Here is a 23,509-nt window from a genome sequence, read left to right on the forward strand (position 1 = left end):
GAGCGGGTCAGGCGTCGCGGAACCGTCCATAGGTGTAGTGCGCCGCGCAGGCGCCTTCGGCCGAGACCATGCAGGACCCCATCGGGTTTTCCGGGGTGCAGACGGTGTCGAACAGCTTGCAGTCGATCGGCCGCTTCACGCCGCGCAGGATGGCGCCGCAATCGCAGCCCTTGTGGTCGGGCACGCTGGCCCCGGCGATGGGAAAGCGCCGCTCGGCATCGAAGGCGGCATAGGCCTCGCGCAGCTTCAGCCCGCTGTGCGGGATGCTGCCCAGGCCGCGCCATTCGAAAGACGGCCGGGTCTCGAAGATCTCCAGCACCAGCGCCTGGGCCTTGCGGTTGCCGTCGGCGGTGACGGCGCGGGTATACTGGTTCTCGACCTCCGCCCGCCCGTCGTTGATCTGGCGGACAAGCATCAGGATCGACTGCAGCACGTCCAGCGGCTCGAATCCGGAGATCACCACCGGCTTGCCGTAATCCGTTGCAGCCGGGGCATAGGAGTCCGACCCGATGACGACGGAGACATGGGCCGGCCCGACGAACCCGTCCAGCGACAGCCCCTCGTTCGCTCCCGCCATGATGCCCTGGATGGCCGAGGGGGTGAGCACATGGTTGCAGAAGACGGAGAAGTTGGACAGCCCCTGTGCCGCCGCCGCCCGCACCGCCAGCGCGGTGGGCGGGGTCGTCGTCTCGAAGCCGATGGCGAAGAACACCACCTGCCGGTCCGGATTCTCCGCGGCGATGCGGACCGCGGCGTCGGCCGACACCACCATGCGCACGTCGGCGCCCTGCGCCTTGGCCTTCAGCAGGCTGAGCCGCCCGGACCCCGGCACCCGCATGACGTCGCCATAGGTGCACAGCGTCACCTCCGGCCGGCGGGCCAGCGCGATGGCGTCGTCGATCCGCCCGACCGGCAGCACGCAGACCGGGCAGCCCGGCCCATGGATCATGCGCACATTGTCGGGAAGCAGGTCGGGAATGCCATAGCGGGAGATGGCGTGGGTATGGCCGCCGCAGAACTCCATCAGGTGATAGGAGCGGTCTGACCGCACCTCCCGCGCGATGGCGGCGGCGACGTTGCGGGCAAGCACCGGATCGCGGAACTCATCGACATATTTCATGGTCGCTCCCTCTGCCCCGCCATTTCACCTGCAAGGCTGATCGTATGCGTTGATACGGATCAAGAGGGAAGTTCGACAATCCATGCGCTCGGCCATGCGCTCGGCCATGTGCTTGGCCCCGCGCTTGGCCCCGCGCTTGCCGCTACCTCACACCTTGTAGGCCAGCCGCAGCCCGCCCCAATGGCGGCCGCGGACCATGACGGGGGCGGAGACGTCCTTCATCAGGGTGTATTTCCCGCCGCCCATGTCGCGCCGGTAGGTCTGCAGCAGGAAGGGCTTGGTGTTGCGCCCGGCGGCCAGGCCGACGCGGTCGTTGAAGATGCGGCGGTTGCGGCAGTTGGCGGCGTTCCAGACCGGGTCACGGCCCTGCGGCTGGCTGAACTGGCGGTTGTGGGTGGGCAGATAGCCGTTCTCGTCGATCGCCACGCAGAAGACGATGCGGCTGTTGGCCGCCAGCACCGGCTCCTGGATTCCGGGCAGCACGCGGTCGCACAGCTGGGTATAGCGGGTCAGCACCTGCTGCGGGTCCGATCCGGCGACCGGTTGGTAATTGCGGTCGAACAGGTCGGATTCGCTGATGTCGCCACGGGCCAGCGCGTCCTCGAAGGCGGCGGACACCTTGGTGGCGGCGTCCTTGACCGCGGCGATGAAGGGGGTGTCGACCGTTTCGATGTTCAGTTCGGCGGTGATGCCGATCAGACGCTCGCTCATGCCGACCAGATTGTTCACCCGGTCGCGCGCCTGCGCCAGATTGTCGCTGGACAGCTTTACGCCCGCCGCCAGATCAGCGATCTCGTGCTCCAGCTCGCCGCAGTTGCCGCCGATCTCGGCGGAGGCGGCGTCGATCTTGTCGGTTTCGCCGTTCAGTTCGCGCATGGCGCGGCCGACCGTCTCGATCACCGTACCGATGGCGGTGGTGCCCTCGCTGACCGCGCGGGCCTTGGCGGCGCTGGCGGCGCTCTCCGTCATCAGGCGCTGGGCCTGCTCGTTCAGCACCTTCAGCGTCGCGTCGATTTCCGTCGTCGCCTCGCTGGTCTTGGTGGACAGCGACTTCACCTCGTTCGCCACCACGGCGAAGCCGCGCCCGGCCTCGCCGGCGCGGGCGGCCTCGATGGTGGCGTTCAGCGCCAGCAGGTTGGTCTGCTTGGCGATGGTGAAGATCTCCTTGGCGACCTTGCCGACGCGCTCCAGCGCCTCGCGCAGCCCGGCGATCTGCCCCTCGATCCCCGTCACCGACGACACCAGCGCATGGATGTCGGACAGCGACTGCTGCACCCGGTCGTGGGAGCTGTCGACCTCCTGCCGCGCCTGTTCGGTGACCGAGCGTGCGACTGCCGACGCCTCCGAGATGCGCTGCGTGCTGCGCGACATCTTGGCACCGGTATCCCGCAGCTGCGTGAACACCTCCGACTGGTGGGTGACGCGGGCGTTCACATCCTCGATATGGCCGGCGATATCCGCGATCTCGATGCCGAGATTGCCTGCTTCCTGCGCGATGTCCGCAATCAGATTCGGACGAAGCCCAAAGCCACCATCCATCATATCCACCATTCTTGCTGAATTATAACCGAGCGCTTTCTCCCGAGTACTATTATTGCGCTTTTGATACAGATTCGCAATGAAGGGGGTGCCAGGGCAGCGCCCGGCCCCCCTGTCCTTTGGTAGGATACCTTAAGGGGAGGGCACGCCCGGCGATTGTGCGATACCCCTCGTTCGATGCGAAATGCGGGTTATCCCGCAATACGGACCCGTATCACCGGCTGCACCGCCCACAACCGTCAATCGCCAGGACTCGATTTGCGGGCATCGGTTTCCGGGCCACGGCCCCGCAACCCCAGCTTTCAGCCGGCGATCCGGTGATCCAGCCGTTCATCGGCCAGCCCGGCCGGCTCCTGGTGAACCATCACCTCGGCGTTGACGAAGGCCTCGCGCAATCGCCGCTCCACCCGGTCGGCGACCTCGTGCGCGGCGGTCAGGCTGATGCCGCCGTCCAGCTCCAGATGCAGTTCGATGAAACAGCCGGTGCCGGCATTGCGCGTGCGCAGGTCGTGCAGACCGCGCACCCCCGGCTCGGCCCGCGCCAGCGCGGCGATGCGCTCGCGCTCCTCCTCGGCCAGTTCGCGGTCCATCAGCACGTCCAATGCGTCGCGTGCCACGCCGCGGGCGCCGTTCAGCAGGAACAGGGAAATGCCGATGCCGAACAGCGGGTCGACCACGGTCAGCCCGGTCGCCTCGGTCAGCAGGATGGCGACGATGACCGCGCTGTTCATCAGCAGGTCGCCGGAGTAGTGCAGCCGGTCCGCCCCGATGGCGACGGAGCCGGTGGCCGCCTGCACCCGGCGCTGGAAGGTGATGAGCCCGGCGGTCAGCAGGATCGAAAAAAGCATCACGGCGATGCCCATCGTGCCCTCGGTGATCGGCTCCGGCCGGATAATTCGCCGCACCGCCTCGACGCTCAGCAGCACGGCCGATCCGCCGATGAAGGCGGCCTGGGCGAGCGCCGCCAGCGCCTCCGCCTTGCCATGCCCGAAGCGGTGGTGGGCGTCGGCCGGGCGCAGGGCATGGCGCACCCCCAGCAGAGTCACCACCGACGCCATCAGGTCGGTGCAGGAATCGATCAGCGACGACAGGATGCTGACCGATTCGGTCAACAGATAGGCGGCCAGCTTCGCCGCGATCAGGGTGGAGGCCACCGAGACGCTGGCATAGGTGGCATAGCGGCGCAGCCGGTCCGCCGATGCCGCGTTTTGCGCACTGTCGCTCACTGCTCCCCCCATCCGCTTGGGTCCCCGTCCGCTTGCGCGACCGCGCTGGCCGGCGCGCGACCGTAGCGGCCCATCCTTACGGGTCGCTTACAGCCGGCTTCCGCCTGCAGTGCCCCGATCAGGGATAAAGATGCTCGGTGGTCCAACCCGTCTGCGTGCCGTCGGTCCCCTCGGCGCGATGGCCCTCGGCGCGCTGGAAAACCAGCCGGTCGTGCAGGCGGAACGGGCGGTCGCGCCAGAATTCGATCCGCGAGGGCAGCACGCGGAAACCGGTCCAGTGCGGCGGGCGCGGCACGGTGCCGATGGCGTATCTGGCGGCGAACTGCGCCACGCGCTTCTCCAGCTCCCACCGCCCTTCCAGCGGGCGCGACTGCAGCGAGGCCCAGGCGCCGATGCGGCTTTCGCGCGGCCGGCTTTCGAAATAGGCGTCGGCCTCGGCGTCGGTGACGACCTCCACCGGCCCCTCCACCCGCACCTGACGGCGCAGGCTCTTCCAATGGAAGCACAGGGCGGCGTTCCGATTCGCCAGCAGCTGGGTGCCTTTCCGGCTTTCGGTGTTGGTGTAGAAGACGAAACCGCGCGGATCGATCCCCTTCAGCAGAACCATCCGCACCGACGGGATGCCGTTGGCGTCGGCGGTGGCAAGCGCCATGGCGTTGGGATCGTTCGGTTCGCTCTGCTCCGCCTCCTTCATCCATTCGGCGAAGAGTTCGTAAGGGTCGCGGTCGGTGCTGTCCGTCATGCCTGTGGTCCTGTATCGATGGGTCCCGTGCCGCCGGCCGGGCGGTGCGCGGCCAGGGGAGCGGGCGGGCTTCCGTGCAAAAGCGTAAGGGTCACAGCCTCATCACAATTCACAGCAAGCATAGGGTCGCTTATATCACTGTCCACCGCGAAGCCACCGATAAGGTGCCGCGGCAACCAACCTTTTCGAGGCGCAAGGATGTTCGTGAAGAAAGTCGTTCCGGCCATGATCGTCGCCGGCCTGCTGGCCGGCTGCCAGCTGGGTGGCCAGAAGGAAACGATCGGCACGGCGGGCGGCGCGGTCGCCGGCGGCCTGATCGGGTCGCAGATCGGCGGCGGAACCGGCAAGCTGGTGGCGACCGGCGTCGGCACGCTGCTCGGCGCCTTCATCGGCAGGGAGGTCGGCAGCTCGCTCGACAAGGCCGATGCCGGCTATGCCGAGACCGCGGCCCGTCAGGCCTACGCCGCCCCGGTCGGCGACCGCATCAACTGGAACAACCCGCAGTCGGGCAATTCCGGCACGATCGTCACCACCCGCGACGGCTACAGCAGCGCCGGCACCTATTGCCGCGAGTTCCAGCAGACCATCGTCGTGAAGGGCCGGACGGAGCAGGCGTACGGAACCGCTTGCAAACAGGCCGACGGTACGTGGAAGATCATCGGTAACTCGTAACTTCGCCGACCAGCACCCCGCACTCGCAACCTCTAAGCCCCCCTGGGGCGGGAACCCTCTGCCCGTGGCTACGCGCGATCCCTACAGCGTTCTCGGCGTCAGCCGGTCCGCCAGTGCCGACGACATCAAGAAGGCATACCGCAAGCTCGCCAAGCAGCATCACCCGGACCTGAAGCCGGGCGACGGCGCCAACGAGGAGCGGTTCAAGGAAATCTCGGCCGCCTACACGCTGCTGTCGGATGCCGAGAAGCGCGCCCGCTACGACCGTGGCGAGATCGACCCGTCGGGGCAGGAACGGCACGCGGGCTTCGGCTCGCGCGGCCGCTCCGGCAGCCGCGGCCGGGCCTACAGCAGCACCGCCGACGACACGTTCTTCGGCGGCGGCGACGACTGGTTCTCCGACCTGTTCGGCGGCGGCCGTCGCCGCCCCGGAGGGCCGGGTGCAGGGGCCGGTGCGGGTGCGGGGGCCGGCGGCTCCGCCGGGCCGCGGGTGCGGGGCAGCGACATCTCCTATTCGGTCACCGTCCCCTTCGTCGAGGCGGCGAACGGGTCGAAGCGCCGGATCAACCTGTCCAACGGCAAGAGCATCGACGTCGCCATCCCGCCGGGGACGGAGAACGAGACGAAGCTGCGCCTGAAGGGCCAGGGCCTGCCCGGCATGGGCGGCATGCCCAACGGCGACGCCATCGTCGAGGTGCATGTCGAATCGCACCCCTTCTTCACCCGGCAGGACAGCGACATCCATGTCGAGGTGCCGATCACCCTGAACGAAGCGGTTCTGGGCGCCACCGTCAATGTCCCGACCATCAGCGGCAAGGTGGCGGTGAAGGTGCCGCCCGGCGCCAACACCGGTTCGGTCCTGCGCCTGCGCGGCAGGGGCGTGGTGAACCAGGCCACCAAGCAGCCGGGCGACCAGTATGTGAAGCTGAAGGTGGTCCTGCCCGACCCGCCCGACGCCGAACTGGTCAAGTTCGTCGAACAGTGGGCCAAGACCCGCAGTTACGACGTCCGCAAGAAGGCCGGGCTGGAGTAAGAGCCCTCGACTGTCGGCCCCCTCCCCATCCCTCCCCCGCCTGCGGCGGTGGAGGGGGGAGGTTGCTTGTCAGCGTGACGTAGTTGCCGAAGCGGCGGCAGTCCCCTCTCCCTCGAAGAGGGGGAGGGTTAGGGAGGGGGCACCCCGCAGCGTCACTTCTTCACCGCCCGCAATGGCAACGGCACCGGCCCGGCGCCCCCTTGCCCGGCACCCTGCCCCATCGGTTGCCCTTCCGGCGGCAGGTCGTCGTTCAGCAGGGTCTTCAGCGGCACGTTCAGCAGGTCGCTTTGCCGCGCTTCGGCGGCGTCCAGCAGGCGGGCGGTGCGTTCCTGCCAGGGCAGGTCCAGCCCGCCCAGCCCGTGGACGGAGCCGCGCATGCCGATGCCCAGCGCCTTCATCAGCTCCAGCAAAGTCGCCTCGCCCATGTCGCGGGTGACCACCCAGGCGTCGCGGGTGGTGTGGGCCGCCCAATGGGCGTCGCGCAGCTGTTCCAGGATGCCGTCGATCAGCAGCGTGCCGACGGGCACCCGGCCGACCAGCGTGCGGCGGCGCATGCCGACGCCCAGCCGGCTCGCCTCCATCAACTCGTGAAGCACGGCCAGCGCCAGCGCCAGCCGCTGGGCCGGCAACAGCCCCTCCATGCCGCCGCGGGTGACCTTGCCGGCGCGCCATTCCGGCAATGACGCCGCGACCACCGCGCCGAACAGCACCGTCGACCAGGCGATGTAGAGCCAGAACAGGAAGATCGGCACCACCGACAGGGCGCCGTAGATGGTCTGGTAGGCCGGGTATTCGCGCATGTACCAGCCGAAGATCGCCTTCGACCCTTCCAGCAGGATCGAGCCGATGGCGCCGCCGCACAGCGCGTCCAGCCAGAAAACGTCGCGATTCGGGATCACCAGATACAGCAGCGTGCATCCCAGCAGCTGCAGCCCGAACGGCAGCAGCATGCCGATTCCCGCCAGCGGATGGACCACGCCCTCCAGATGCGCAACCTCCAGCGCGGTCCACAGCGTGCTGGACAGCGACAGGCTGGCGCCGGCGAACAGCGGGGTCAGCGACACCACCGCCCAGAAGGACAGGATGCGGGTGACGTAGGATCGCGGCTCGCGCACGCGCCAGACGGTGGCGAAGGACCCCTCTATCGTCCAGATCAGTAGCACCGCCGACACCGCCAGCCCGATCACGCCGAAGATCGGCATCTGCCCGGCATTCGCCATGAAGCGGCCGAGATATTCCAGGATCGCGTCGCCGATCTCCGGCACCAGATTCTTGACCAGCGCCGTCTGGATCCGCAGCTGCAGCGCGCTGAACGCCGGAAAGGCGGAGAAGATGGCGAAGCCGATGGTCATCATCGGCACGATGGCCAGCAGCGAGGTGTAGGTCAGCGCCGCCGCGGTCTGGAAACAGTTGTCGTTGTAGAAGCGCAGCATCGAATGGCCGAAGAAGCCGCTCAGCTCCCTCAGACCGGTCAGGATGCGGCTGCGTTCCTCCTCCTCGCGCCCGTCGCCGTGCTTAGGGTGAGCCATGCGACGCCTCCTGCGGCGGGACCACCCGCGTCGGTTTGACCGGTGGGCGCTTTCGTGTAGGATGCGCCCCACTTTTCGCGGCTCGTCCCGCAGCACATCCGTCGTTCACGAGGTTCCGATGTCCAATCCGATGCCGCTCATGGCCGGCAAGCGTGGCCTGATCATGGGCGTGGCCAACGATCGTTCGATCGCCTGGGGGATCGCCTCCACCCTGGCCCAGCACGGGGCGGAGCTTGCCTTCACCTATCAGGGCGATGCGCTGCTGAAGCGGGTGAAGCCGCTGGCCGAACAGGTCGGCGCCAAGCTCGTCCTGCCCTGCGACGTGACGGACGAGGGCAGCATCGACGCGACCTTCGCCGCCATCGAGAAGGAATGGGGCGGGCTGGACTTCGTGGTTCATGCCATCGCCTTTTCCGACAAGAGCGAGCTGGACGGGCTGTATCTGGATACCACGCGGGCCAACTTCCTGCGCACCATGGACATCTCCTGCTACTCCTTCACCGCGGTGGCGCAGCGCGCCGTGCCGCTGATGAAGGACGGCGGCAGCCTGCTCACTCTATCCTATTACGGCGCCGAACGCGTCATGCCCCATTACAACGTGATGGGCGTCGCCAAGGCCGCGCTGGAAGCCAGCGTGCGCTACCTGGCCGTCGATCTGGGTGGCCGCAACATCCGTGTCAACGCCATCTCCGCCGGTCCGATCAAGACTCTGGCCGCCAGCGGTATCGGCGACTTCCGCTATATCCTGAAGTGGAACGAGCTGAACGCCCCGCTGAAGCGCAACGTCACCATCCAGGAGGTCGGCGGCGCCGGCCTGTTCCTGATGTCGGATCTGGGCAGCGGCGTCACCGGCGAGGTGATGCATGTCGACAGCGGCTATCACACCGTCGGCATGGTCGCGGTGGACGAGGCGGCCGAGGTCGCCAACCTGCTGGGCTCGCTGGGCGGCACGCCGAAGGCCGGCTGAAAGCCGGTCGGTCGAGCCGGAGACCGACGCCTGCAATCGCATGACGAAGAGAGGGATCGGTACGCCGATCCCTCTTTGCGTTTGCAAAAACGGCGTTTATGATTTGCGCAATATTCGCGGATTTGGGTAATATTCATGCGCGCTCGCAAGAAAATGGACTCGGTTTCTCCGATCCTTGAGCAGATCCTCTATGGCGGCTCCAGCGTGTCGATGAATCTCATCGCCATCACGCGCGAGATTCCGGAAGAGCAGCGCATGTTCAAGGCCCAGGGCCTGAACAACTGCATCCTGTTCAAATACCCGAACTTCGACGACCGCGAAGACGACGGCGGCGATCCGATCGCCGAGGACGAGGAACTGGAGGGCGGCGAGCGGCCGGTGGAAACCGGCATCTATGTGCCGCACAACGCCCGTGCGCCGGAGGCCGGCGGCATCGCCATCTATCTGCGCGGCCGCAACAGCGCGACCCTGCTGGAAGAGCAGTTCGGGCTGAAGCACGGGCCGCAGGAGAACGGCATCATCGGCGACATGAAGATGCTGTCGATGATCGACGACGTGCCGTCGCTCGACGCCTTCCTGCTGAAGACCTGCTTCGAAGCGGAGAAGGTCAACGTCGATCCGCGCCACTGGCTGATCTCCAACGAGGAGGACCACCAGCTCCGCCGCCTGATCCGCGCCCGCATCGAGCCGATCGTCCGCAAGGCGCTGTCCGGCAGCCAGGGCAGCGCCGGAAGCATCGAGCGCTTCCTGGAGGCGATCTGGAACCCCAATCTGGAAGAGGCCGGCCTGTTCGTCTCCGCCTTCGGCATCGAGCGGTCGGAGGCCGACACCATCTTCAGTGCGTGGAAGGGCACGACCTTCTACGAATACCAGCTGCGCCGCATCGCCCCGCGCGCCCGCACCATCCTGACCTGGCTGAAGTCGCGCGAGTGCATCCCGGTCGACATCCGCATGCACAAGCCCTACGAGACCCAGCTGCTGATGCACATCGAACGGGTGGGCAAGCTGCTGGAGACGACGCTGCTCGACATCCGCACCATCCTGTCGGACTACGAGACGTCGTTCAGCAGCTTCATGAACGGCCAGCCGGAGCCTTTCCGCGACTACCTGCGCAGCATCCGCTCGCGCTACTGGCTGCTCGGCTACTGCGTCTCGGCGCTGACCAGCGTCGCCCATCTGGACGCCCGCTGCATGAAGAACACGCCGTCGCGCAAGCTGTACTTCGAAGGCATGCAGAAGCTGCTGCGCCAGTTCGACGTCGCACTGGACCGCCGCCGCGAGCAGAAGGGCTCGCTCTGAGCGGTTCCTGCCCTGTCGAAAGCTAATAAAGAAGAAGGCGGCGCCTCGCAGCGCCGCCTTCTTCATGTCAGACCCCTGAAAACTCAGGTGCCCTGCGGTTCCGGACCGATGCCGCCGCTTTCCTGCCCGGTGCTGGGCGGAACGGAGGACCGGCGGCCGGTGCCGGTGGTCGGACGCGGCGGGACGGGCATCGTCTCGCGCTCGTCGTCGCGCAGGATCGGCTCGCCGCGCAGCAGACGGTTGATCTCGTCGCCGCTCAGCGTCTCATACTCCAGCAGGCCCTTGGCCAGGGTGTGCAGCTGGTCGATGTTCTCGGTCAGGATGGTCCGGGCGCGATCGTAGCTCTCGTCCACGATGCGGCGGATCTCCTCGTCGACCAGCTGGGCGGTGCGGTCGGACATGTTCTTGTGCTGGGTCACCGAGTGGCCCAGGAACACCTCCTGCGTCGGCTCGCCGTACAGCAGCGGGCCGAGCTTGTCGCTCATGCCCCACTCCGTCACCATCCGGCGCGACATCTCGGTCGCCATCTTGATGTCGCCCGAGGCGCCGGTGGTCACCCGCTCCTTGCCGAAGATCAGCTCTTCCGCGATGCGGCCGCCCATGGCGACGGTCAGGTCGGCCAGCAGCTTGGCCTGCGACAGGCTGATGCGGTCGCCTTCCGGCAGGCGCATCACCATGCCCAGCGCACGGCCGCGCGGGATGATGGTGGCCTTGTGGACCGGGTCGCTGTCGACGCAGTGGATCGCGCAGATGGCGTGGCCGGCCTCATGGTAGGCGGTCAGCTTCTTCTCGTCCTCGGTCATCACCATGGAGCGGCGTTCCGCACCCATCATGACCTTGTCCTTGGCGGCCTCGAACTCGGACATGCCGACGACGCGCTTGCCGATGCGGGCCGCCAGCAGCGCCGCCTCGTTGACGAGGTTCGCCAGATCGGCGCCGGAGAAGCCGGGGGTGCCGCGGGCGATGACCTTGGCGTCGACGTCCGGCGACAGCGGGACCTTGCGCATGTGGACCTTGAGGATCTTCTCGCGGCCCAGCACGTCGGGGTTCGGCACCACGACCTGACGGTCGAAGCGGCCCGGACGCAGCAGCGCGGGATCGAGAACGTCCGGACGGTTGGTCGCGGCGATCAGGATCACGCCCTCGTTCGCCTCGAAGCCGTCCATCTCGACCAGCAGCTGGTTGAGGGTCTGCTCACGCTCGTCGTTGCCGCCGCCCAGGCCGGCGCCGCGATGGCGTCCGACCGCGTCGATCTCGTCGATGAAGATGATGCAGGGGGCGTTCTTCTTGCCCTGTTCGAACATGTCACGGACGCGGGACGCACCCACACCGACGAACATTTCGACGAAATCCGAACCGGAGATGGTGAAGAACGGGACATTGGCTTCGCCGGCCACCGCACGGGCGGTCAGCGTCTTGCCGGTGCCCGGAGGACCGACGAGCAGGCAGCCCTTCGGGATCTTGCCGCCCAGCCGCTGGAACTTCTGCGGGTCCTTCAGGAACTCGACGATTTCCGTCAGCTCCTGCTTGGCCTCGTCGATGCCGGCGACGTCGTCGAAGGTCACGCGGCCGACCTTTTCGGTCAGCAGGCGCGCCCGCGACTTGCCGAAGCCCATGGCCTTGCCGCCGCCGGACTGCATCTGGCGCATGAAGAAGATCCAGACGCCGATCAGCAGAAGCATCGGGAACCAGGACAGCAGCACCGAGAACAGCGACGGCACGTTGCTGTCGTCGGGGACCGCGTTGATCCGGACGTTCTTGTTGGTCAGGCGCTCCACCAGACCCGCTTCGGGCGGGACATAGGTGCTGAAGGAGCGGCCGTCCGAGAAATGGCCCGAAACCTGGTTGCCCTTGATCGTCACGTCTGCAACCTGGCCCCGGTCCACTTCGGCGAGAAGCTCGCTGAACGGAACGGTCGTTTGCGGGCTGCGGGTGGAAGAACTCTGGAACAGATTGAACAGGGCCACGAGCAGCAGCCCTATGATGATCCAGAGCGCGAGGTTCTTGCCGAAATTGTTCACGTCACACGCCTTTCTGCGAACCCATCGCCATGCGGTGCGCCGACAAGGCCGCACCCCGGACTCCTACGGGCACGTTCCCTGATTAAATAATGCCGCGCCGGTCCGAAACAACCGTAAAAGCTGGTCTTCCCAACGACGAAGGCGGACGGAAGATCGCGCGGTCCATCGGGTCCTGTCCATCCGCGTCGAATCCGTATCGCCCACCAACCATTGGTACGCCAAGCAATTCCGTTGCCGACCAAAGGCTTGGCAGCGTTTCCCGCACCGGTACCGGCAGATCGGGCGCCTTTTCCGGCGCCATCCGCGCCACCCATTCGCGCCAGCCCGCCGCCCCCAGCGCCGCGACCGTGATGGGCTTGCCATGTCGCGGAGACACCCGCAGGTCGAAGCGGCCATCCCACAGCACCCGCCCGCCCGGCGGCACGCTCAGCCGCTCCATTGCTGCAACCGGCTCGCGCGCCACCATGACCGCGCCCCGCCGCAGCCGCACCACGCAGCCACCCAAGGTCGTACCCTGCCCCTCCGCCAGAGCGCCGAGCAGCCGCTCCAGCGCCTCGTCGCGCACGGGATGGGCCGGCCCGCCGACTGCGGCCAGCACCTGGGCCAGCCCCCGCAGCGCGATCTCCGCCGGGGCGGCCAGCAGCGGCGCGGGGTGCAGCGTGATCCAGCCTTCCGGATGTATGGTCGCGGCCTCGGCAAGCAACCCGGCGGTCGCCTGTTCCAGCGCGGCGCGCGCCCGTCCGGCCCGGCGGGCGACCTCGCCCAACCGGGTGGCGTCCAGCCCCTCCCCCCCCAGCAGATCGACTGCAGCGCGCAGCCGGGCGCGGGCGAAGCGCGGATTGTGGTTGGACGGGTCCTCGATCCAGTCGACACCCTCGGCGCGGCAGGTCGCCAGCAGCCGGTCATGGGAAAAGCCCAGCAGCGGCCGGATCACCCGCACCGCCCCATCGGCGCGCACCGCCGCCATTCCGGCCAGACCGTCGATGCCGGAGCCACGGGCCAGCCGCAGCAGCACCGTCTCCGCCTGATCGTCGCAATGGTGGGCCAACGCCAGATGCAGAATGCCAGACTCGTCACAGGCCGCGGCCAGCAACCGGTGCCGCGCCGCCCTGGCCGCCGCCTGCAATCCCGCCGAGGGCTTCTTCCCCTCCCAGCGCAGGATGCGGTGAGGAATACCGAGTCGGGCCATCGCCGCCCCGACCGCCGCCGCTTCGTCGGCCGATTCGGGCCGCAAGCCGTGGTCGACGGTCAGCGCCAGCAGACGTCCGCCCCGCTCTGCGACCCAATGCCGCAGCAGCAGAACCAGCGCCATGCTGTCGCCGCCGCCGGAAATCCCGACGGCGACGGCCGGCGCTGGTTCGAATCCGCCCAGCGCCGCCATCGCACGGGCGAACTCCTCCGCCGAAACCGTTGCGGAGTCGTCGGAACCGCCCATCAGGCCGGGCAATTGATGCGCTTGCGCTCCGTATCGGCGCGGCGCTTCACGCTGGCCGAGGCTTCGGGGAACTTGGTCAGCAACTGGCCGAAGGCGGTGCAGGCATCCGACTTCTTGTTCATCTGCTGCAGGGTCATGCCCAGTTTCAGCAGGCTGTCCGCCGCCTTCGGGTTGGTGCGGTACTTGGACAGCACCTCGGCGAAGGCCTGGGCCGCCTCCGGGAAGCGGTTGCGGACGTAATAGCTCTCGCCCAGCCAATATTGCGCGTTGCCGGCATAGGCGTGGGACTTGTTCTTGGCGATGAACTCCTGCAGGGCCTTTTCCGCCCGGTCATAGTCGGAGTTGCGCAGCAGTTCGAACGCCTGCTCATACTGCTTTTCCGGCGTCAGGCCGGCGGTCGAGGGCGGATTGGCCGCGGCGGTCTGCGCCGGCTTGTCGGCGGGCTTCTTCTCGTCGGCGGCCTTCGACGGCTTGGACGGCGCGGCGTCGGACATGGCGCCGCCCATTGCGCCGCCCATGGCCCCTCCGGTGGCGCCGCCGCCCTTCTCCAACTCCTTCAGGCGGAAATCCACGTCGGCGTTCACCTTCTCCAGGCGCTCGCGCAGCTGGGTGACCTGATAGGTCGATTCCTCGTACTTGCCGGTCAGGTCCTGGATGGCGCGTTCCAGGTTCTGCAGCCGGATCTCGAAATCGGCGGCGACGGAGGGCGACAGCTGCGCCACCTCCACCGGACCGCCCAGCGCCGCAACCTGGGTTTCCAGCGATTGCAGCCGCTCGATCTGCCCCTTCGACTGGGCCAGGGCGGGGCTTGCCGCGAGCATGCCACCCAGCAGCAGGGCGGCGACGGGACGGATGTTGGTCATGCGCGTGGGATCCTGAGGAGATCTGATGCCGGGGGAATCACCCACGGCGACCATGGCGAACGAAAAAGGCGACGCGATGGCCGCTGTTTAGCAGAACTTGTGCATCGGCGCAAAGAACCCGGCGGACGCAGGATGAGGGTCGGCAGGAGCGCTGTCGATTGATCGAACAAGCCCCTCTGCCCTTGCAACTGGAGAGAGCTGTTTCCTCGGCCGTCATTCCCGCGAAGGCAGGAATCCAGCCATATCCGCCGCTGATTTGCGGAGTTTCCTGGCTCCCCGCCTTCGCGGGGATGACGCAAAGTTCCTTTTGTTCCAGAAGTTTACCAATGTCTGGATTTGTGTGAATGCCATAGCGCCTTCGTGGGGATGAGGTGAGGTACCGCCCGCCGAAAAGAAAAAGGCGCCGCCCCGGTTGCCCGGCGGCGGCGCCTTTTCCCAATTCCCCGTCAGGCGGGGACCGGCGTCATCAGTTGACGACGGTCACGCCACGGCGGTTCTGCGACCAGGCGGCCTCGTTCGAACCAACCACGGCCGGACGCTCCTTGCCGTAGGAGACGACGTTGACGCGGCCGGCCGGGATGCCCTTGGCGGCCAGGTAGTTCTTCACCGAGTTGGCGCGACGCTCGCCCAGGGCCAGGTTGTACTCGCGGGTGCCGCGCTCGTCGGCATGGCCCTCGACGGTCACGGTGACCGAACCGTAGGTCTGCAGCCACTTGGCCTGACGGTCGAGGGTGGCGCGAGCCTCCGGCGACAGGTCGAAGCGGTCGAGGCCGAAGAAGACGCGGTCGCCGACGTTGACGACGAAATCTTCAGCCGAGCCCGGACGGACCGAGGTCTGCTGGGCACCGGTGTTGGCGCCGTTGGCGGCGTCGTTCGGCGTGGATTCGCAAGCGGCGAGCAGGGCGACCGCGGCGAGGGCGAGGAACTTCATACGCATGTTCAGGGACCCCTTGAACGACAATTGTTGAGTGGCCGGACTGGTCAGCACGAGAGCCGCTTCTTTTCGCCAATCCCCGACGAAAAGACGACGTCCGACCTTTGTCTTGAGCATTGCTCCCGCGCCGCCGCAAAATAGGGCTACTCCACTAGGGAATCAAGGGCGACCACGCGGGGTCCGACGCGCCGACCGGGGTGCTCACGCGACGCTCGTTCGCGCCGGTGATGTCGATGCTGTACAGCTGCGCGTTGCGGCCACGACCGTCGCCCGTCGGCAAGTCCTTGAAGAACATAAGAACACGGCCATTCGGCGCCCAGGTCGGACCCTCGACGTGGAAGGCTTCGGTCAGGATTCGTTCCCCCGTCCCATCCGGACGGATTACGCCGATTGCAAAGCTGCTACCACGCTGGCGCGTGAAGGCGATCAGATCGCCGCGCGGCGACCACACCGGCGTGCCGTAACGGCCCTCGCCGAAGGTCAGCCGCTTCACGCCCGACCCGTCGGCGCCCATGACATAGAGCTGCTGCGTGCCGCCGCGGTCCGACTCGAAGACGATCTTCTGGCCGTCCGGGGAATAGCTGGGACCGGTGTCGATGCCCGGCGCGTCGGTCAGCTGGGTCTGGCGGCGGGTGCGCAGGTCCAGCGTGTAGATGTCGGTGTTGCCGTTCTGGGCCATCGACATGATGACCTTGTTGCCGTCCGGCGAGAAGCGCGGGGCGAAGGTCATGCCGGGGAAGTCGCCCAGGACCTCCTGGCGGCCGGTGTCGATGTTGAACAGGTACACGCGCGGCTTCTTGTTGAAGTACGACATGTACGTGATTTCCTGGGACGTCGGCGAGAAGCGCGGCGTCAGGACCAGGGACTGGCCGTCGGTCAGGAACTGATGGTTGGCGCTGTCCTGGTCCATGATGGCCAGCTGCTTCTTGCGCGCGTTCGCCGGGCCGGATTCGGCGACATAGACGATGCGCGTGTCGAAATAGCCGTCCTCGCCGGTCAGGCGCTTATAGATGGCATCGGCCACGATGTGGGCGATGCGGCGCCATTCCTGCGGCGAGGCGCTGTAGCTCAGCCCCTGCATGTACTGGCCGGCGGCGACGTCCCACAGGCGGAAATCCACCTTCATGCGGCCGTCGCCGCCCGTCGTGGTGTTGCCGGCGACCAGCGCCTGGGCGCCAAGCGCCTTCCAGTCCGGGTAGCGCGGCTCGCCGCTGCGCAGCTGCTCCGGCGTCTGCAGGAAGCCGCGCGGGTCCAGCGGCTTGAACAGGCCGGAGCGCTCCAGGTCGGCGGAGATGACCTTGGAGATGTCGGCGCCCAGCTGTGCATCGCGTCCGCCCGCACCGGCGAAGCTGGTGATCGCGATGGGCAACGGCTCGGACACGCCCCGCGTGATGTCGATGCGCAACTCGGCGCGCGCCTCCTGCGGAGCGGCAACGCCGAGGGAGAGGAGAAGCGCGCCGGTGGCCCCGGCCAGCTTCAACAGAAGCCTCGTCTTCGTCGTCATGGTCAGAACATGTCCCTCGGGTCGAAATTGAACACGATGAAGCGCCAGTCTTCATAAGTCTGCGACGTGAACTCGCTCGGCAGCAGGTCCAGGGGGCTGGACCGCTTGACCGCGCGCACCGCCGCGTCGGCCGACGCCCGGAAGGCGGCATCCGACAGATAGCGCGACTTGTACTTCTCGTCGATCCAGGCGCGGATCACGCTGTGGTCGCGGCCGACCTCGACGTGGATCTCGATCTGCATCGAACCCGCGTCCTTGCGGCCGCTGTCGAAGTTCCAGTTCTTGCTCAACTGGCCGCGGATGGCGTCCAGCGCGCGGCCCGACGGCTTGAACGGCTTGTCGGGGCCGTTGGTCGCCTTCGCCGCACCGGCCGGCGCCGCCGAGGCGGTCTTCTGGCTGGGCTTGGCGTCGCTGTTGGCGCTGGCCGATGCCTTGCCGTCCGCCTTCGGGTTGTCCGACGGCTTGATCTTCCCGACGTTCGACAGCAGGTCGGACAGCGGGTCGGTCTTGGCCGACGGCTTCTCCGGCTGCTTGGCCGGCGTCTCCGCCTTCTTCGGCTCGGCCTTGGCGACCTCCTTCGCAGGCTCCGGCTTCTTCGGTTCCGCCTTGGGCGGTTCCGGCTTCGGCTCGTGCTTGGGCGGCTCGGGCTTCTTCGGCTCCGGCTTGGGCGGCTCAGGCTTGGGCGGCTCCGGTTTCGGAGGCTCAGGCTTGGGCTCGTGCTTCGGCGGTTCCGGTTTGGGCGGTTCCGGCTTCGGCGGCTCGGGCTTGGGAGGCTCCGGCGGCTTCGGAGTCGGCGACGGCGCCGGATCCGGGGGCGGAGGCGGCGGGGGTGGCGGCGGAGGAGGAGGCGGAGTCGGGGCAGGCTTGGGCGGCGGCGTCGGCTCGCGCGGGGGCGGCGGCACCTGGGCGACCTTCGGCGGCTCCGGCGTCTTGGCAGGCGGCGGGGGCGGCGGCGGCGGTTCGTCCTCCTCGTCCGGCGGCTCGGGCGCCGGCGGGGACGGCTTGGCCTCGGGCATCGGCGGGCGCGGCGCGGCGTTGGCCGGCTTGGGCTCGCCCTTCTCGACCCGGGCGGCCTGGGTGACCTCGCCGATGTCGACGATCTCGATCGGGATCGAGGAAGCGATTTCGAGCTTGCGATCGCTGGGCGGCAGGCCAAGCACGAACAGCGCGACCAGCGCGACGTGCAGCACCGCCGAGGCGATCAGGGGCTTGCGCATGGGAGTTCCGCCCGCCTCAACGCGCCGGTTTGGGGGCGCCGACCCGCGCGCTGGACGCGGTCGGACCGTTCGGCATCTCGGCGACCAGGCCGACCTTCTTGAAGCCGGCGGCGCTCATGGTGCCCATCACCTCCAGCATCTTGCCATAGGCGATCTTGGCGTCGCCGCGGACCAGGATGCGGGCCTCCGGGTTGTTGTTGGTCACCGCGATCAGCAGCGGCACCATGTTGCCCAGTTCGACCGGCGTCTCCTGGACGAAGACGCGGCCGTCGGTCTGCACGGTGACGAACAGCGGGTCCTTCTGCTGCTCCAGCGGAGCGGCGTTGGTCTTGGGCAGGTCGACCGGCACGCCGACGGTCAGCATCGGGGCGGCGACCATGAAGACGATCAGCAGGACCAGCATGACGTCGATGAACGGCGTCATGTTGATCTCGGCCATCGCGCGATAGCCCCGGCGCTTGCCGCGTCCGTGGGATTTGCCTGCGAGTTGTCCGGCCATGGTTCAGGCGGCTCCCCGCTCCTCGAGGTGGCGGGACAGGATCGCCGAGAACTCGCCCGAGAAGGTGTCCAGCCGGTCGGCGTAGCGGCCGAGATCGGTGGAGAACTTGTTGTAGGACAGCACCGCCGGGATGGCGGCCAGCAGGCCCATGGCGGTGGCGAACAGCGCCTCGGCGATGCCCGGCGCCACCACGGCGAGGCTGGTGTTGCCCGAGCCGGCGATCGAGGTGAAGGAGTTCATGATGCCCCACACCGTGCCGAACAGGCCGATGAAGGGAGCCGTCGAGCCGACCGAGGCCAGGAAGGTCATGTAGCGTTCGGCCCGCGCCATCTCGCGGCCGATGGTCACCGCCATCACCCGCTCGACCCTCTGCTGCAGCGAGCTTTTCATGGTGCCGCCGATGCCGCGGTCGGCGGCGTGGCGCCACTCGCGCATGCCGGCGGAGAAGGTCGCGGCCATCGGGTCGGCCGGGGTCTGGCCGATGCGGTCGTACAGCGCGTCGAGCGACCCGCCCGACCAGAAGGCTTCTTCGAAGGCGTCGGCCTGGGCGTTCAGGCGGCGGATCCGCATCAGCTTTTCGATGATGATCGCCCAGCACCAGATCGAGGCGACGACGAGCATCATCATCACGATCTTGACGACCGCGTCGGCCTGCCAGAACAGGCCGAGGATCGTGATTTCATGTGCCGTCGTGGCGGCGTTGCCGGCCAGTTGGGCGGTTTGCAGGGCGTCCATCGCAGTCAGTCTCGCGGTTGCGCTGTTGGCACGGGGGTGTGGAAGGGAAACGGTCGTTCGAGGTCAGGCAGGCATCGAAGAGCTTTGCTTTGCATGCAGCGACTCCATCGCCGCTTTCACCGGTTCGGGAAGGCGCACGGCCCGCCCGGCCCGGTTTATCGTCACCAGCTGCAGGTCGGCGCGCGCCAGCACGCGACCGTCGCGGCGGATGACTTGTGCAACTGCGAAGGAGGCTCCGCGGATATCGACGATTCGGGTTTCCACTTCAAGCGTGTCCTCCAGCTTGGCAGGGGCGTCAAAATCGATGGTCAGGCGCCGTACCGCAAATGACACACCTGTGACATCGCCCAAACCCTCCGCCATTTCCTTCTGACGGAAGCCCATCAGGTACAGCATCTCCGTCCGCGCCCGCTCCGCGAATCGCAGGTAATTGGCGTGATAGACGATGCCGCCGGCGTCGGTATCCTCGTAATAGACCCGCAGCGGATAGCGGTGCGTGCCGTCATCCGCGAACCAGCCCGAGAGGGAGGTCGTCGCCTCACTCATCGTCACCCTCGTCTGTCGGGTTGGGAACCCGGTCCAGCAGGTCGAGCTGACGGATCGGCGCGTTCGGCGGGTTGAGGCCGAGATATCGGAAGCCCTGGTCGGTCAGCATGCGCCCGCGCGGCGTGCGCTGCAGGAAGCCCTGCTGGATCAGGTAGGGTTCGACCACCTCCTCCAACACGTCGCGCTGTTCACCCAGAGCGGCGCCCAGCGTCTCGACGCCCACCGGCCCGCCGCCATAGTTGTTGGCGACCAGCCCGAGATAGCGGCGGTCCATGCTGTCCAGCCCCAGCCGGTCGACCTCCAGCCGGGTCAGGGCGGCATCGGCGACTCGCTTGTCGACCTCCTCCACCCCGGCGACCGCGGCGAAATCGCGCACCCGGCGCAGCAGCCGGCCCGACACACGTGGCGTGCCCCGCGACCGGTTGGCGATCTCGCGGGCGCCCTCCGGCGTGATGCCCATGCCCAGCACGCCGGCGGCGCGGCGCACGATCAGTTCCAGCTCATCCGGCTCGTAGAACTGCAGGCGCACGGGAATGCCGAAGCGTTCGCGCAAGGGGCGCGTGATCAGGCCGCTGCGCGTCGTGGCGCCGACAAGCGTGAAGGGCGGCAGGTCGATCCGGATGGACCGCGCCGACGGGCCTTCGCCGATGATGAGGTCGAGCTGGAAATCCTCCATGGCGGGATAGAGCACCTCTTCCACGGCGGGATTAAGGCGATGAATCTCGTCGATGAAGAGGACGTCGTGCGGCTGCAAATTGGTCAGCAGCGCCGCCAGATCGCCGGCCCGCGCGATGACCGGGCCGGAAGTGGCGCGGAACCCCACCCCCAGCTCGCGCGCCACGATCTGCGCCAGCGTGGTCTTGCCCAGGCCGGGGGGCCCGAACAGCAGCACATGGTCCAGCGCCTCGTTGCGGGAGCGGGCGGCCTGGATGAAGATCGACAGGTTCTCGCGCGCCTGGCGCTGGCCGATGAACTCGGCGAGCGACAGCGGGCGGATCGATGCCTCGGCCGAATCGCCGTGGCCCTGGCCCGGCTGGACCAGACGATCGTTTTGGGGGTCGCTCATTGGCTCAGTTCCTTGAGGCCCTGGCGGATCAGATCGGACACGCCGGCGTCATCGCCCAGCACCCGCCCGGCGGCGACGACCGCGCCGAAGGCCTCCGACCGGCCATAGCCGAGATTGACCAGCGCCGACACCGCGTCGGCCAGCGCCGGGCTGGCGCCCGGCACGGCGGCGGGGGCGCCCTTGCCGGCCGGCGCGCCGGCGGTGGCCGCGGGGCCGAGCGCCAGATTTCCGACCTTGTCCTTCAATTCGTTGAGGATGCGCGCCGCCACCTTTGGCCCGACACCGTCGGCCCGCACCAGCGCGGTCTTGTCCTGCGAGGCGATGGCGCGGGTCAGCTGGTCGGGATCGAGCACGCCCAGGATCGACAGCGCCAGCCGGGCGCCGACGCCCTGGATGGTGGTCAGCAGCTTGAACCACTCGCGCTCGGCCTGCTCGCCGAAGCCGTGCAGGACGATGCGTTCCTCGCGGATGAAGGTCTCGACCACCAGCGACGCCCGCTCGCCCACCGCCATGCGCGACAGCGTGCGGTTGGAGCAGGACAGCAGGTAACCGACGCCGTTCACGTCGAGCACGACCCAGTCGGTGCCGGTGGAATCGACGATGCCGGTCAGCTTGGCGATCATGGGAACTCCCGGCCCGAGGGCTGGCTGCGAAGAATGGGGGTCTCTTCGAGACGCGCGCGGATGGTCTCCAGCACGCCGTCCAGATTGTCGATCACGTCGGTGTTCCAGAAGCGCAGGATGCGGAAGCCGGCCTGCTCCAGCATGCGCGACCGCCTCTCGTCGTGGGCAGCGCGCTGCTCGGCATGCTGGCCGCCGTCCAATTCGATGATCAGGCGATGGTCATGGGCGACGAAATCTGCGACGAAGCCCAGGATCGGCTCCTGCCGTCGGAATTTCGCGCCGAGCTGGGCATTGCGCAGCTTCTGCCAGACGATCTTTTCCACGTCCGTGGCGTTCATCCGCAGATCGCGCGCCCGGTCCGTTATGTATTCAGTGGGCTTCGCCTTTGCGATGCTCGCCATATCTCCCACTCGCCCAAGGGGACCGTCCCCCTCTCCCCCCCGGGGAGAGGGTCGGGGTGAGGGGGAAGCACCGCGTGGAGTCTTGGGCGAGGCACGCCGCGCGTCCCCCTCACCCTGCCCTCTCCCCGGGGGGGAGAGGGGATTGCTCGTCTGGGTTCGTGCATCCCCCCGCCGCCACATCGTCCAACTTGCGCGATGGTGCGCGTGGCAGATCGCCACGGCCAGCGCGTCGGCGGCGTCCGGCGAGCCGATCTCGCAGCCGGGCAACAGCAGGCGCACCATCGTCTGGACCTGCGCCTTTTCGGCGCGGCCCTGCCCGACGACCGCCTTCTTGACCATGTTGTTGGCGTATTCCGCCACCGCCAGCCCGGCCTGGGCCGGCACCAGCAACGCGACGGCGCGGGCCTGACCCAGCTTCAGCGTCGAGACCGCGTTGCTGTTGACGAAGGTCTCCTCCACCGCCGCCTCGTCGGGGCGGTAGCGCTCCACCACCGCCGACAGGGCGTCGTGGAGCTGCACCAGCCGTTCGGCCAGCGGGCAGGAGTCGTCGGAATGCACGGCGCCGTCGGCGACGTGGCTCAGGCGGTTGCCCGCCACGTCGATGATGCCCCAGCCGGTGTGGCGCAGGCCGGGGTCGATCCCCAGCAGCCGCACCGGCGAAGGCATCGCCGCATCAGTTCGTCCTGCCCGCGCAAACACGGCACCCGCACTCCGCCTGCAAGACCCGCGTTCAGCTTACGCGGTCAGCTTCTGCATCAGCTCGTCGGAGATGTCGAAGTTGCCTTCGACCACCTGGACGTCGTCGTTGTCCTCCAGCACGTCCAGCAGTTTCAGCAGGCTGGCCGCGGCATCCTCGCTTGGTGCGACGGTGTTCAGCGGACGCCAGGTCAGCCGGGCGCTCTCCGCACCGCCGAACTTGGCCTCCAGCGCATCGCGCACGGCGCCGAAATTCTCGACCGTGGTGGTGACCTCATGGCCGTTCTCGTCGGATTCGACGTTGTCGGCACCGGCCTCCAGCGCCACCTCGAACACGGCGTCGGCATCCGCGGCGGCGGCCGGGTAGAAGATCGCGCCGATGCGGTTGAACATGAAGCTGACCGAATTGGTCTCGCCCAGGCTGCCGCCATACTTGGTGAAGCTGGAGCGCACTTCCGCCGCCGTGCGGTTGCGGTTGTCGGTCAGCGCCTCGACGATCAGCGCGACGCCGCCGGGGCCGTAGCCCTCGTACCGCACCTCTTCATAGTTCGCGTCGTCGCCGCCGCCGGGCGTGCCCTGCTTGATGGCGCGGTCGATGCGGTCGCGCGGCATGTTCTGCACGCGCGCAGCGAGAATGGCGGCGCGCAGGCGCGGGTTGGCCGCCGGGTCCGGCAGGCCGCTCTTGGCGGCCACGGTGATCTCGCGGGCGAGCTTGTTGAAGATCTTGGACCGCTTGGCGTCCTGCGCGCCCTTGCGGTGCATGATGTTCTTGAACTGGGAATGACCGGCCATGGGTCGAACGAGCCTCGAAACGGAATTGGTCAATCGGGCGGGGTGAGCGC

Annotated in this window: 22 protein-coding genes and 1 pseudogene; 4 read left to right on the forward strand and 19 right to left on the reverse strand. The window is 67.9% G+C overall.

What is annotated here, in order from left to right:
* Positions 1-7 precede the first annotated feature (7 nt).
* The 4 genes from hypD to pdxH all read right to left on the reverse strand — a co-directional run bounded on the left by hypD (position 8) and on the right by pdxH (position 4,627).
* Entirely contained in the window at positions 8-1,120 is a 1,113-nt protein-coding gene (gene hypD / locus FZ029_RS29610; protein ID WP_149273439.1) for a hydrogenase formation protein HypD, read from the reverse strand.
* A 147-nt stretch (positions 1,121-1,267) separates the two neighbouring features.
* Positions 1,268-2,662, reverse strand: a complete 1,395-nt coding sequence (locus tag FZ029_RS29615) for a methyl-accepting chemotaxis protein (RefSeq protein WP_247892557.1) — start codon at positions 2,660-2,662, stop codon at positions 1,268-1,270.
* 299 nt (positions 2,663-2,961) lie between these two features.
* On the reverse strand, positions 2,962-3,885 hold the full coding sequence (locus FZ029_RS29620) for a cation diffusion facilitator family transporter (protein WP_149273441.1): 924 nt from the start codon (positions 3,883-3,885) through the stop codon (positions 2,962-2,964).
* Between the two features lie 118 nt (positions 3,886-4,003).
* A complete protein-coding gene (gene pdxH / locus FZ029_RS29625) occupies positions 4,004-4,627 on the reverse strand; it encodes a pyridoxamine 5'-phosphate oxidase (RefSeq protein WP_149273443.1) in 624 nt (207 codons plus the stop codon).
* A 198-nt stretch (positions 4,628-4,825) separates the two neighbouring features.
* On the opposite strand from pdxH, the gene FZ029_RS29630 reads away from it, so the two are divergent.
* Both FZ029_RS29630 and FZ029_RS29635 read left to right on the forward strand, forming a co-directional pair.
* Positions 4,826-5,299 (forward strand): RT0821/Lpp0805 family surface protein, encoded by a 474-nt coding sequence (locus FZ029_RS29630; protein WP_109074578.1) that lies wholly within the window; start codon positions 4,826-4,828, stop codon positions 5,297-5,299.
* 64 nt (positions 5,300-5,363) lie between these two features.
* Positions 5,364-6,332 carry a J domain-containing protein gene (locus FZ029_RS29635; protein ID WP_149273445.1) on the forward strand — a complete coding sequence of 323 codons (969 nt, stop codon included), beginning with the start codon at positions 5,364-5,366 and terminating at the stop codon, positions 6,330-6,332.
* 152 nt (positions 6,333-6,484) lie between these two features.
* Here the strand turns inward: FZ029_RS29635 and FZ029_RS29640 are convergent, their stop codons facing one another.
* Entirely contained in the window at positions 6,485-7,861 is a 1,377-nt protein-coding gene (locus FZ029_RS29640; RefSeq protein ID WP_247892558.1) for a YihY family inner membrane protein, read from the reverse strand.
* A 118-nt stretch (positions 7,862-7,979) separates the two neighbouring features.
* On the opposite strand from FZ029_RS29640, the gene fabI reads away from it, so the two are divergent.
* Entirely contained in the window at positions 7,980-8,828 is an 849-nt protein-coding gene (gene fabI / locus FZ029_RS29645; protein ID WP_149273449.1) for an enoyl-ACP reductase FabI, read from the forward strand.
* Positions 8,829-8,981: 153 nt separating this feature from the next.
* Positions 8,982-10,127 carry a hypothetical protein gene (locus tag FZ029_RS29650; RefSeq protein WP_246798990.1) on the forward strand — a complete coding sequence of 382 codons (1,146 nt, stop codon included), beginning with the start codon at positions 8,982-8,984 and terminating at the stop codon, positions 10,125-10,127.
* An 83-nt stretch (positions 10,128-10,210) separates the two neighbouring features.
* On the opposite strand, the gene ftsH is transcribed toward FZ029_RS29650, so the two are convergent.
* The 14 genes and pseudogenes from ftsH to FZ029_RS29715 all read right to left on the reverse strand — a co-directional run bounded on the left by ftsH (position 10,211) and on the right by FZ029_RS29715 (position 23,459).
* Entirely contained in the window at positions 10,211-12,148 is a 1,938-nt protein-coding gene (ftsH, locus tag FZ029_RS29655) for an ATP-dependent zinc metalloprotease FtsH (protein WP_149197313.1), read from the reverse strand.
* A gap of 82 nt (positions 12,149-12,230) precedes the next feature.
* The gene (gene tilS, locus FZ029_RS29660; protein ID WP_247892559.1) at positions 12,231-13,595 is read right to left on the reverse strand and encodes a tRNA lysidine(34) synthetase TilS; all 1,365 of its coding nucleotides are present in this window, start codon (positions 13,593-13,595) and stop codon (positions 12,231-12,233) included.
* The gene (gene ybgF / locus FZ029_RS29665) at positions 13,583-14,446 is read right to left on the reverse strand and encodes a tol-pal system protein YbgF (RefSeq protein ID WP_188052115.1); all 864 of its coding nucleotides are present in this window, start codon (positions 14,444-14,446) and stop codon (positions 13,583-13,585) included. Before ybgF ends, tilS begins: the two co-directional genes overlap by 13 nt.
* A 466-nt stretch (positions 14,447-14,912) precedes the next feature.
* Positions 14,913-15,383 carry a peptidoglycan-associated lipoprotein Pal gene (gene pal, locus FZ029_RS29670; protein WP_109074611.1) on the reverse strand — a complete coding sequence of 157 codons (471 nt, stop codon included), beginning with the start codon at positions 15,381-15,383 and terminating at the stop codon, positions 14,913-14,915.
* Between the two features lie 148 nt (positions 15,384-15,531).
* A complete protein-coding gene (gene tolB / locus FZ029_RS29675; RefSeq protein WP_149197317.1) occupies positions 15,532-16,884 on the reverse strand; it encodes a Tol-Pal system beta propeller repeat protein TolB in 1,353 nt (450 codons plus the stop codon).
* A 2-nt stretch (positions 16,885-16,886) separates the two neighbouring features.
* On the reverse strand, positions 16,887-18,101 hold the full coding sequence (locus FZ029_RS29680) for a hypothetical protein (protein WP_149273452.1): 1,215 nt from the start codon (positions 18,099-18,101) through the stop codon (positions 16,887-16,889).
* A gap of 16 nt (positions 18,102-18,117) precedes the next feature.
* Complete coding sequence (locus tag FZ029_RS29685; RefSeq protein WP_109074590.1) at positions 18,118-18,600, reverse strand: biopolymer transporter ExbD; 483 nt, start codon at positions 18,598-18,600, stop codon at positions 18,118-18,120.
* 3 nt (positions 18,601-18,603) lie between these two features.
* Positions 18,604-19,335, reverse strand: a complete 732-nt coding sequence (gene tolQ, locus FZ029_RS29690; RefSeq protein ID WP_149273454.1) for a protein TolQ — start codon at positions 19,333-19,335, stop codon at positions 18,604-18,606.
* A 63-nt stretch (positions 19,336-19,398) separates the two neighbouring features.
* Positions 19,399-19,881, reverse strand: coding sequence for a tol-pal system-associated acyl-CoA thioesterase (ybgC, locus tag FZ029_RS29695; protein ID WP_149273456.1), 483 nt, complete (start codon positions 19,879-19,881; stop codon positions 19,399-19,401).
* Positions 19,874-20,947 (reverse strand): Holliday junction branch migration DNA helicase RuvB, encoded by a 1,074-nt coding sequence (gene ruvB / locus FZ029_RS29700; RefSeq protein ID WP_149273458.1) that lies wholly within the window; start codon positions 20,945-20,947, stop codon positions 19,874-19,876. Before ruvB ends, ybgC begins: the two co-directional genes overlap by 8 nt.
* Positions 20,944-21,570 carry a Holliday junction branch migration protein RuvA gene (gene ruvA, locus FZ029_RS29705; protein ID WP_149197322.1) on the reverse strand — a complete coding sequence of 209 codons (627 nt, stop codon included), beginning with the start codon at positions 21,568-21,570 and terminating at the stop codon, positions 20,944-20,946. Before ruvA ends, ruvB begins: the two co-directional genes overlap by 4 nt.
* Entirely contained in the window at positions 21,567-22,151 is a 585-nt protein-coding gene (locus FZ029_RS33775; RefSeq protein WP_348771141.1) for an endonuclease domain-containing protein, read from the reverse strand. The genes ruvA and FZ029_RS33775 overlap by 4 nt, the downstream gene beginning before the upstream one ends.
* Positions 22,152-22,157: 6 nt before the next feature.
* Positions 22,158-22,637: pseudogene (ruvC, locus tag FZ029_RS33780) on the reverse strand (crossover junction endodeoxyribonuclease RuvC); the annotation flags it as partial.
* A gap of 69 nt (positions 22,638-22,706) precedes the next feature.
* Complete coding sequence (locus tag FZ029_RS29715; protein WP_149197323.1) at positions 22,707-23,459, reverse strand: YebC/PmpR family DNA-binding transcriptional regulator; 753 nt, start codon at positions 23,457-23,459, stop codon at positions 22,707-22,709.
* Positions 23,460-23,509 lie beyond the last annotated feature (50 nt).

The organism is Azospirillum sp. Sh1 (assembly GCF_008365135.1).
Taxonomy (GTDB): Bacteria; Pseudomonadota; Alphaproteobacteria; order Azospirillales; family Azospirillaceae; genus Azospirillum; species Azospirillum oryzae.

Coding starts and splice junctions, on each gene's coding strand:
- hypD (WP_149273439.1), bottom strand. CDS start 1,120: ATGAAATATGTCGATGAGTTCCGCGATCCGGTGCTTGCCCGCAACGTC.
- FZ029_RS29615 (WP_247892557.1), bottom strand. CDS start 2,662: ATGATGGATGGTGGCTTTGGGCTTCGTCCGAATCTGATTGCGGACATC.
- pdxH (WP_149273443.1), bottom strand. CDS start 4,627: ATGACGGACAGCACCGACCGCGACCCTTACGAACTCTTCGCCGAATGG.
- FZ029_RS29630 (WP_109074578.1), top strand. CDS start 4,826: ATGTTCGTGAAGAAAGTCGTTCCGGCCATGATCGTCGCCGGCCTGCTG.
- FZ029_RS29640 (WP_247892558.1), bottom strand. CDS start 7,861: ATGGCTCACCCTAAGCACGGCGACGGGCGCGAGGAGGAGGAACGCAGC.
- fabI (WP_149273449.1), top strand. CDS start 7,980: ATGTCCAATCCGATGCCGCTCATGGCCGGCAAGCGTGGCCTGATCATG.
- FZ029_RS29650 (WP_246798990.1), top strand. CDS start 8,982: ATGGACTCGGTTTCTCCGATCCTTGAGCAGATCCTCTATGGCGGCTCC.
- ybgF (WP_188052115.1), bottom strand. CDS start 14,446: ATGACCAACATCCGTCCCGTCGCCGCCCTGCTGCTGGGTGGCATGCTC.
- pal (WP_109074611.1), bottom strand. CDS start 15,383: ATGCGTATGAAGTTCCTCGCCCTCGCCGCGGTCGCCCTGCTCGCCGCT.
- tolB (WP_149197317.1), bottom strand. CDS start 16,884: ATGACGACGAAGACGAGGCTTCTGTTGAAGCTGGCCGGGGCCACCGGC.
- FZ029_RS29680 (WP_149273452.1), bottom strand. CDS start 18,101: ATGCGCAAGCCCCTGATCGCCTCGGCGGTGCTGCACGTCGCGCTGGTC.
- FZ029_RS29685 (WP_109074590.1), bottom strand. CDS start 18,600: ATGGCCGGACAACTCGCAGGCAAATCCCACGGACGCGGCAAGCGCCGG.
- tolQ (WP_149273454.1), bottom strand. CDS start 19,335: ATGGACGCCCTGCAAACCGCCCAACTGGCCGGCAACGCCGCCACGACG.
- ybgC (WP_149273456.1), bottom strand. CDS start 19,881: ATGAGTGAGGCGACGACCTCCCTCTCGGGCTGGTTCGCGGATGACGGC.
- ruvB (WP_149273458.1), bottom strand. CDS start 20,947: ATGAGCGACCCCCAAAACGATCGTCTGGTCCAGCCGGGCCAGGGCCAC.
- ruvA (WP_149197322.1), bottom strand. CDS start 21,570: ATGATCGCCAAGCTGACCGGCATCGTCGATTCCACCGGCACCGACTGG.
- FZ029_RS33775 (WP_348771141.1), bottom strand. CDS start 22,151: ATGTGGCGGCGGGGGGATGCACGAACCCAGACGAGCAATCCCCTCTCC.
- FZ029_RS29715 (WP_149197323.1), bottom strand. CDS start 23,459: ATGGCCGGTCATTCCCAGTTCAAGAACATCATGCACCGCAAGGGCGCG.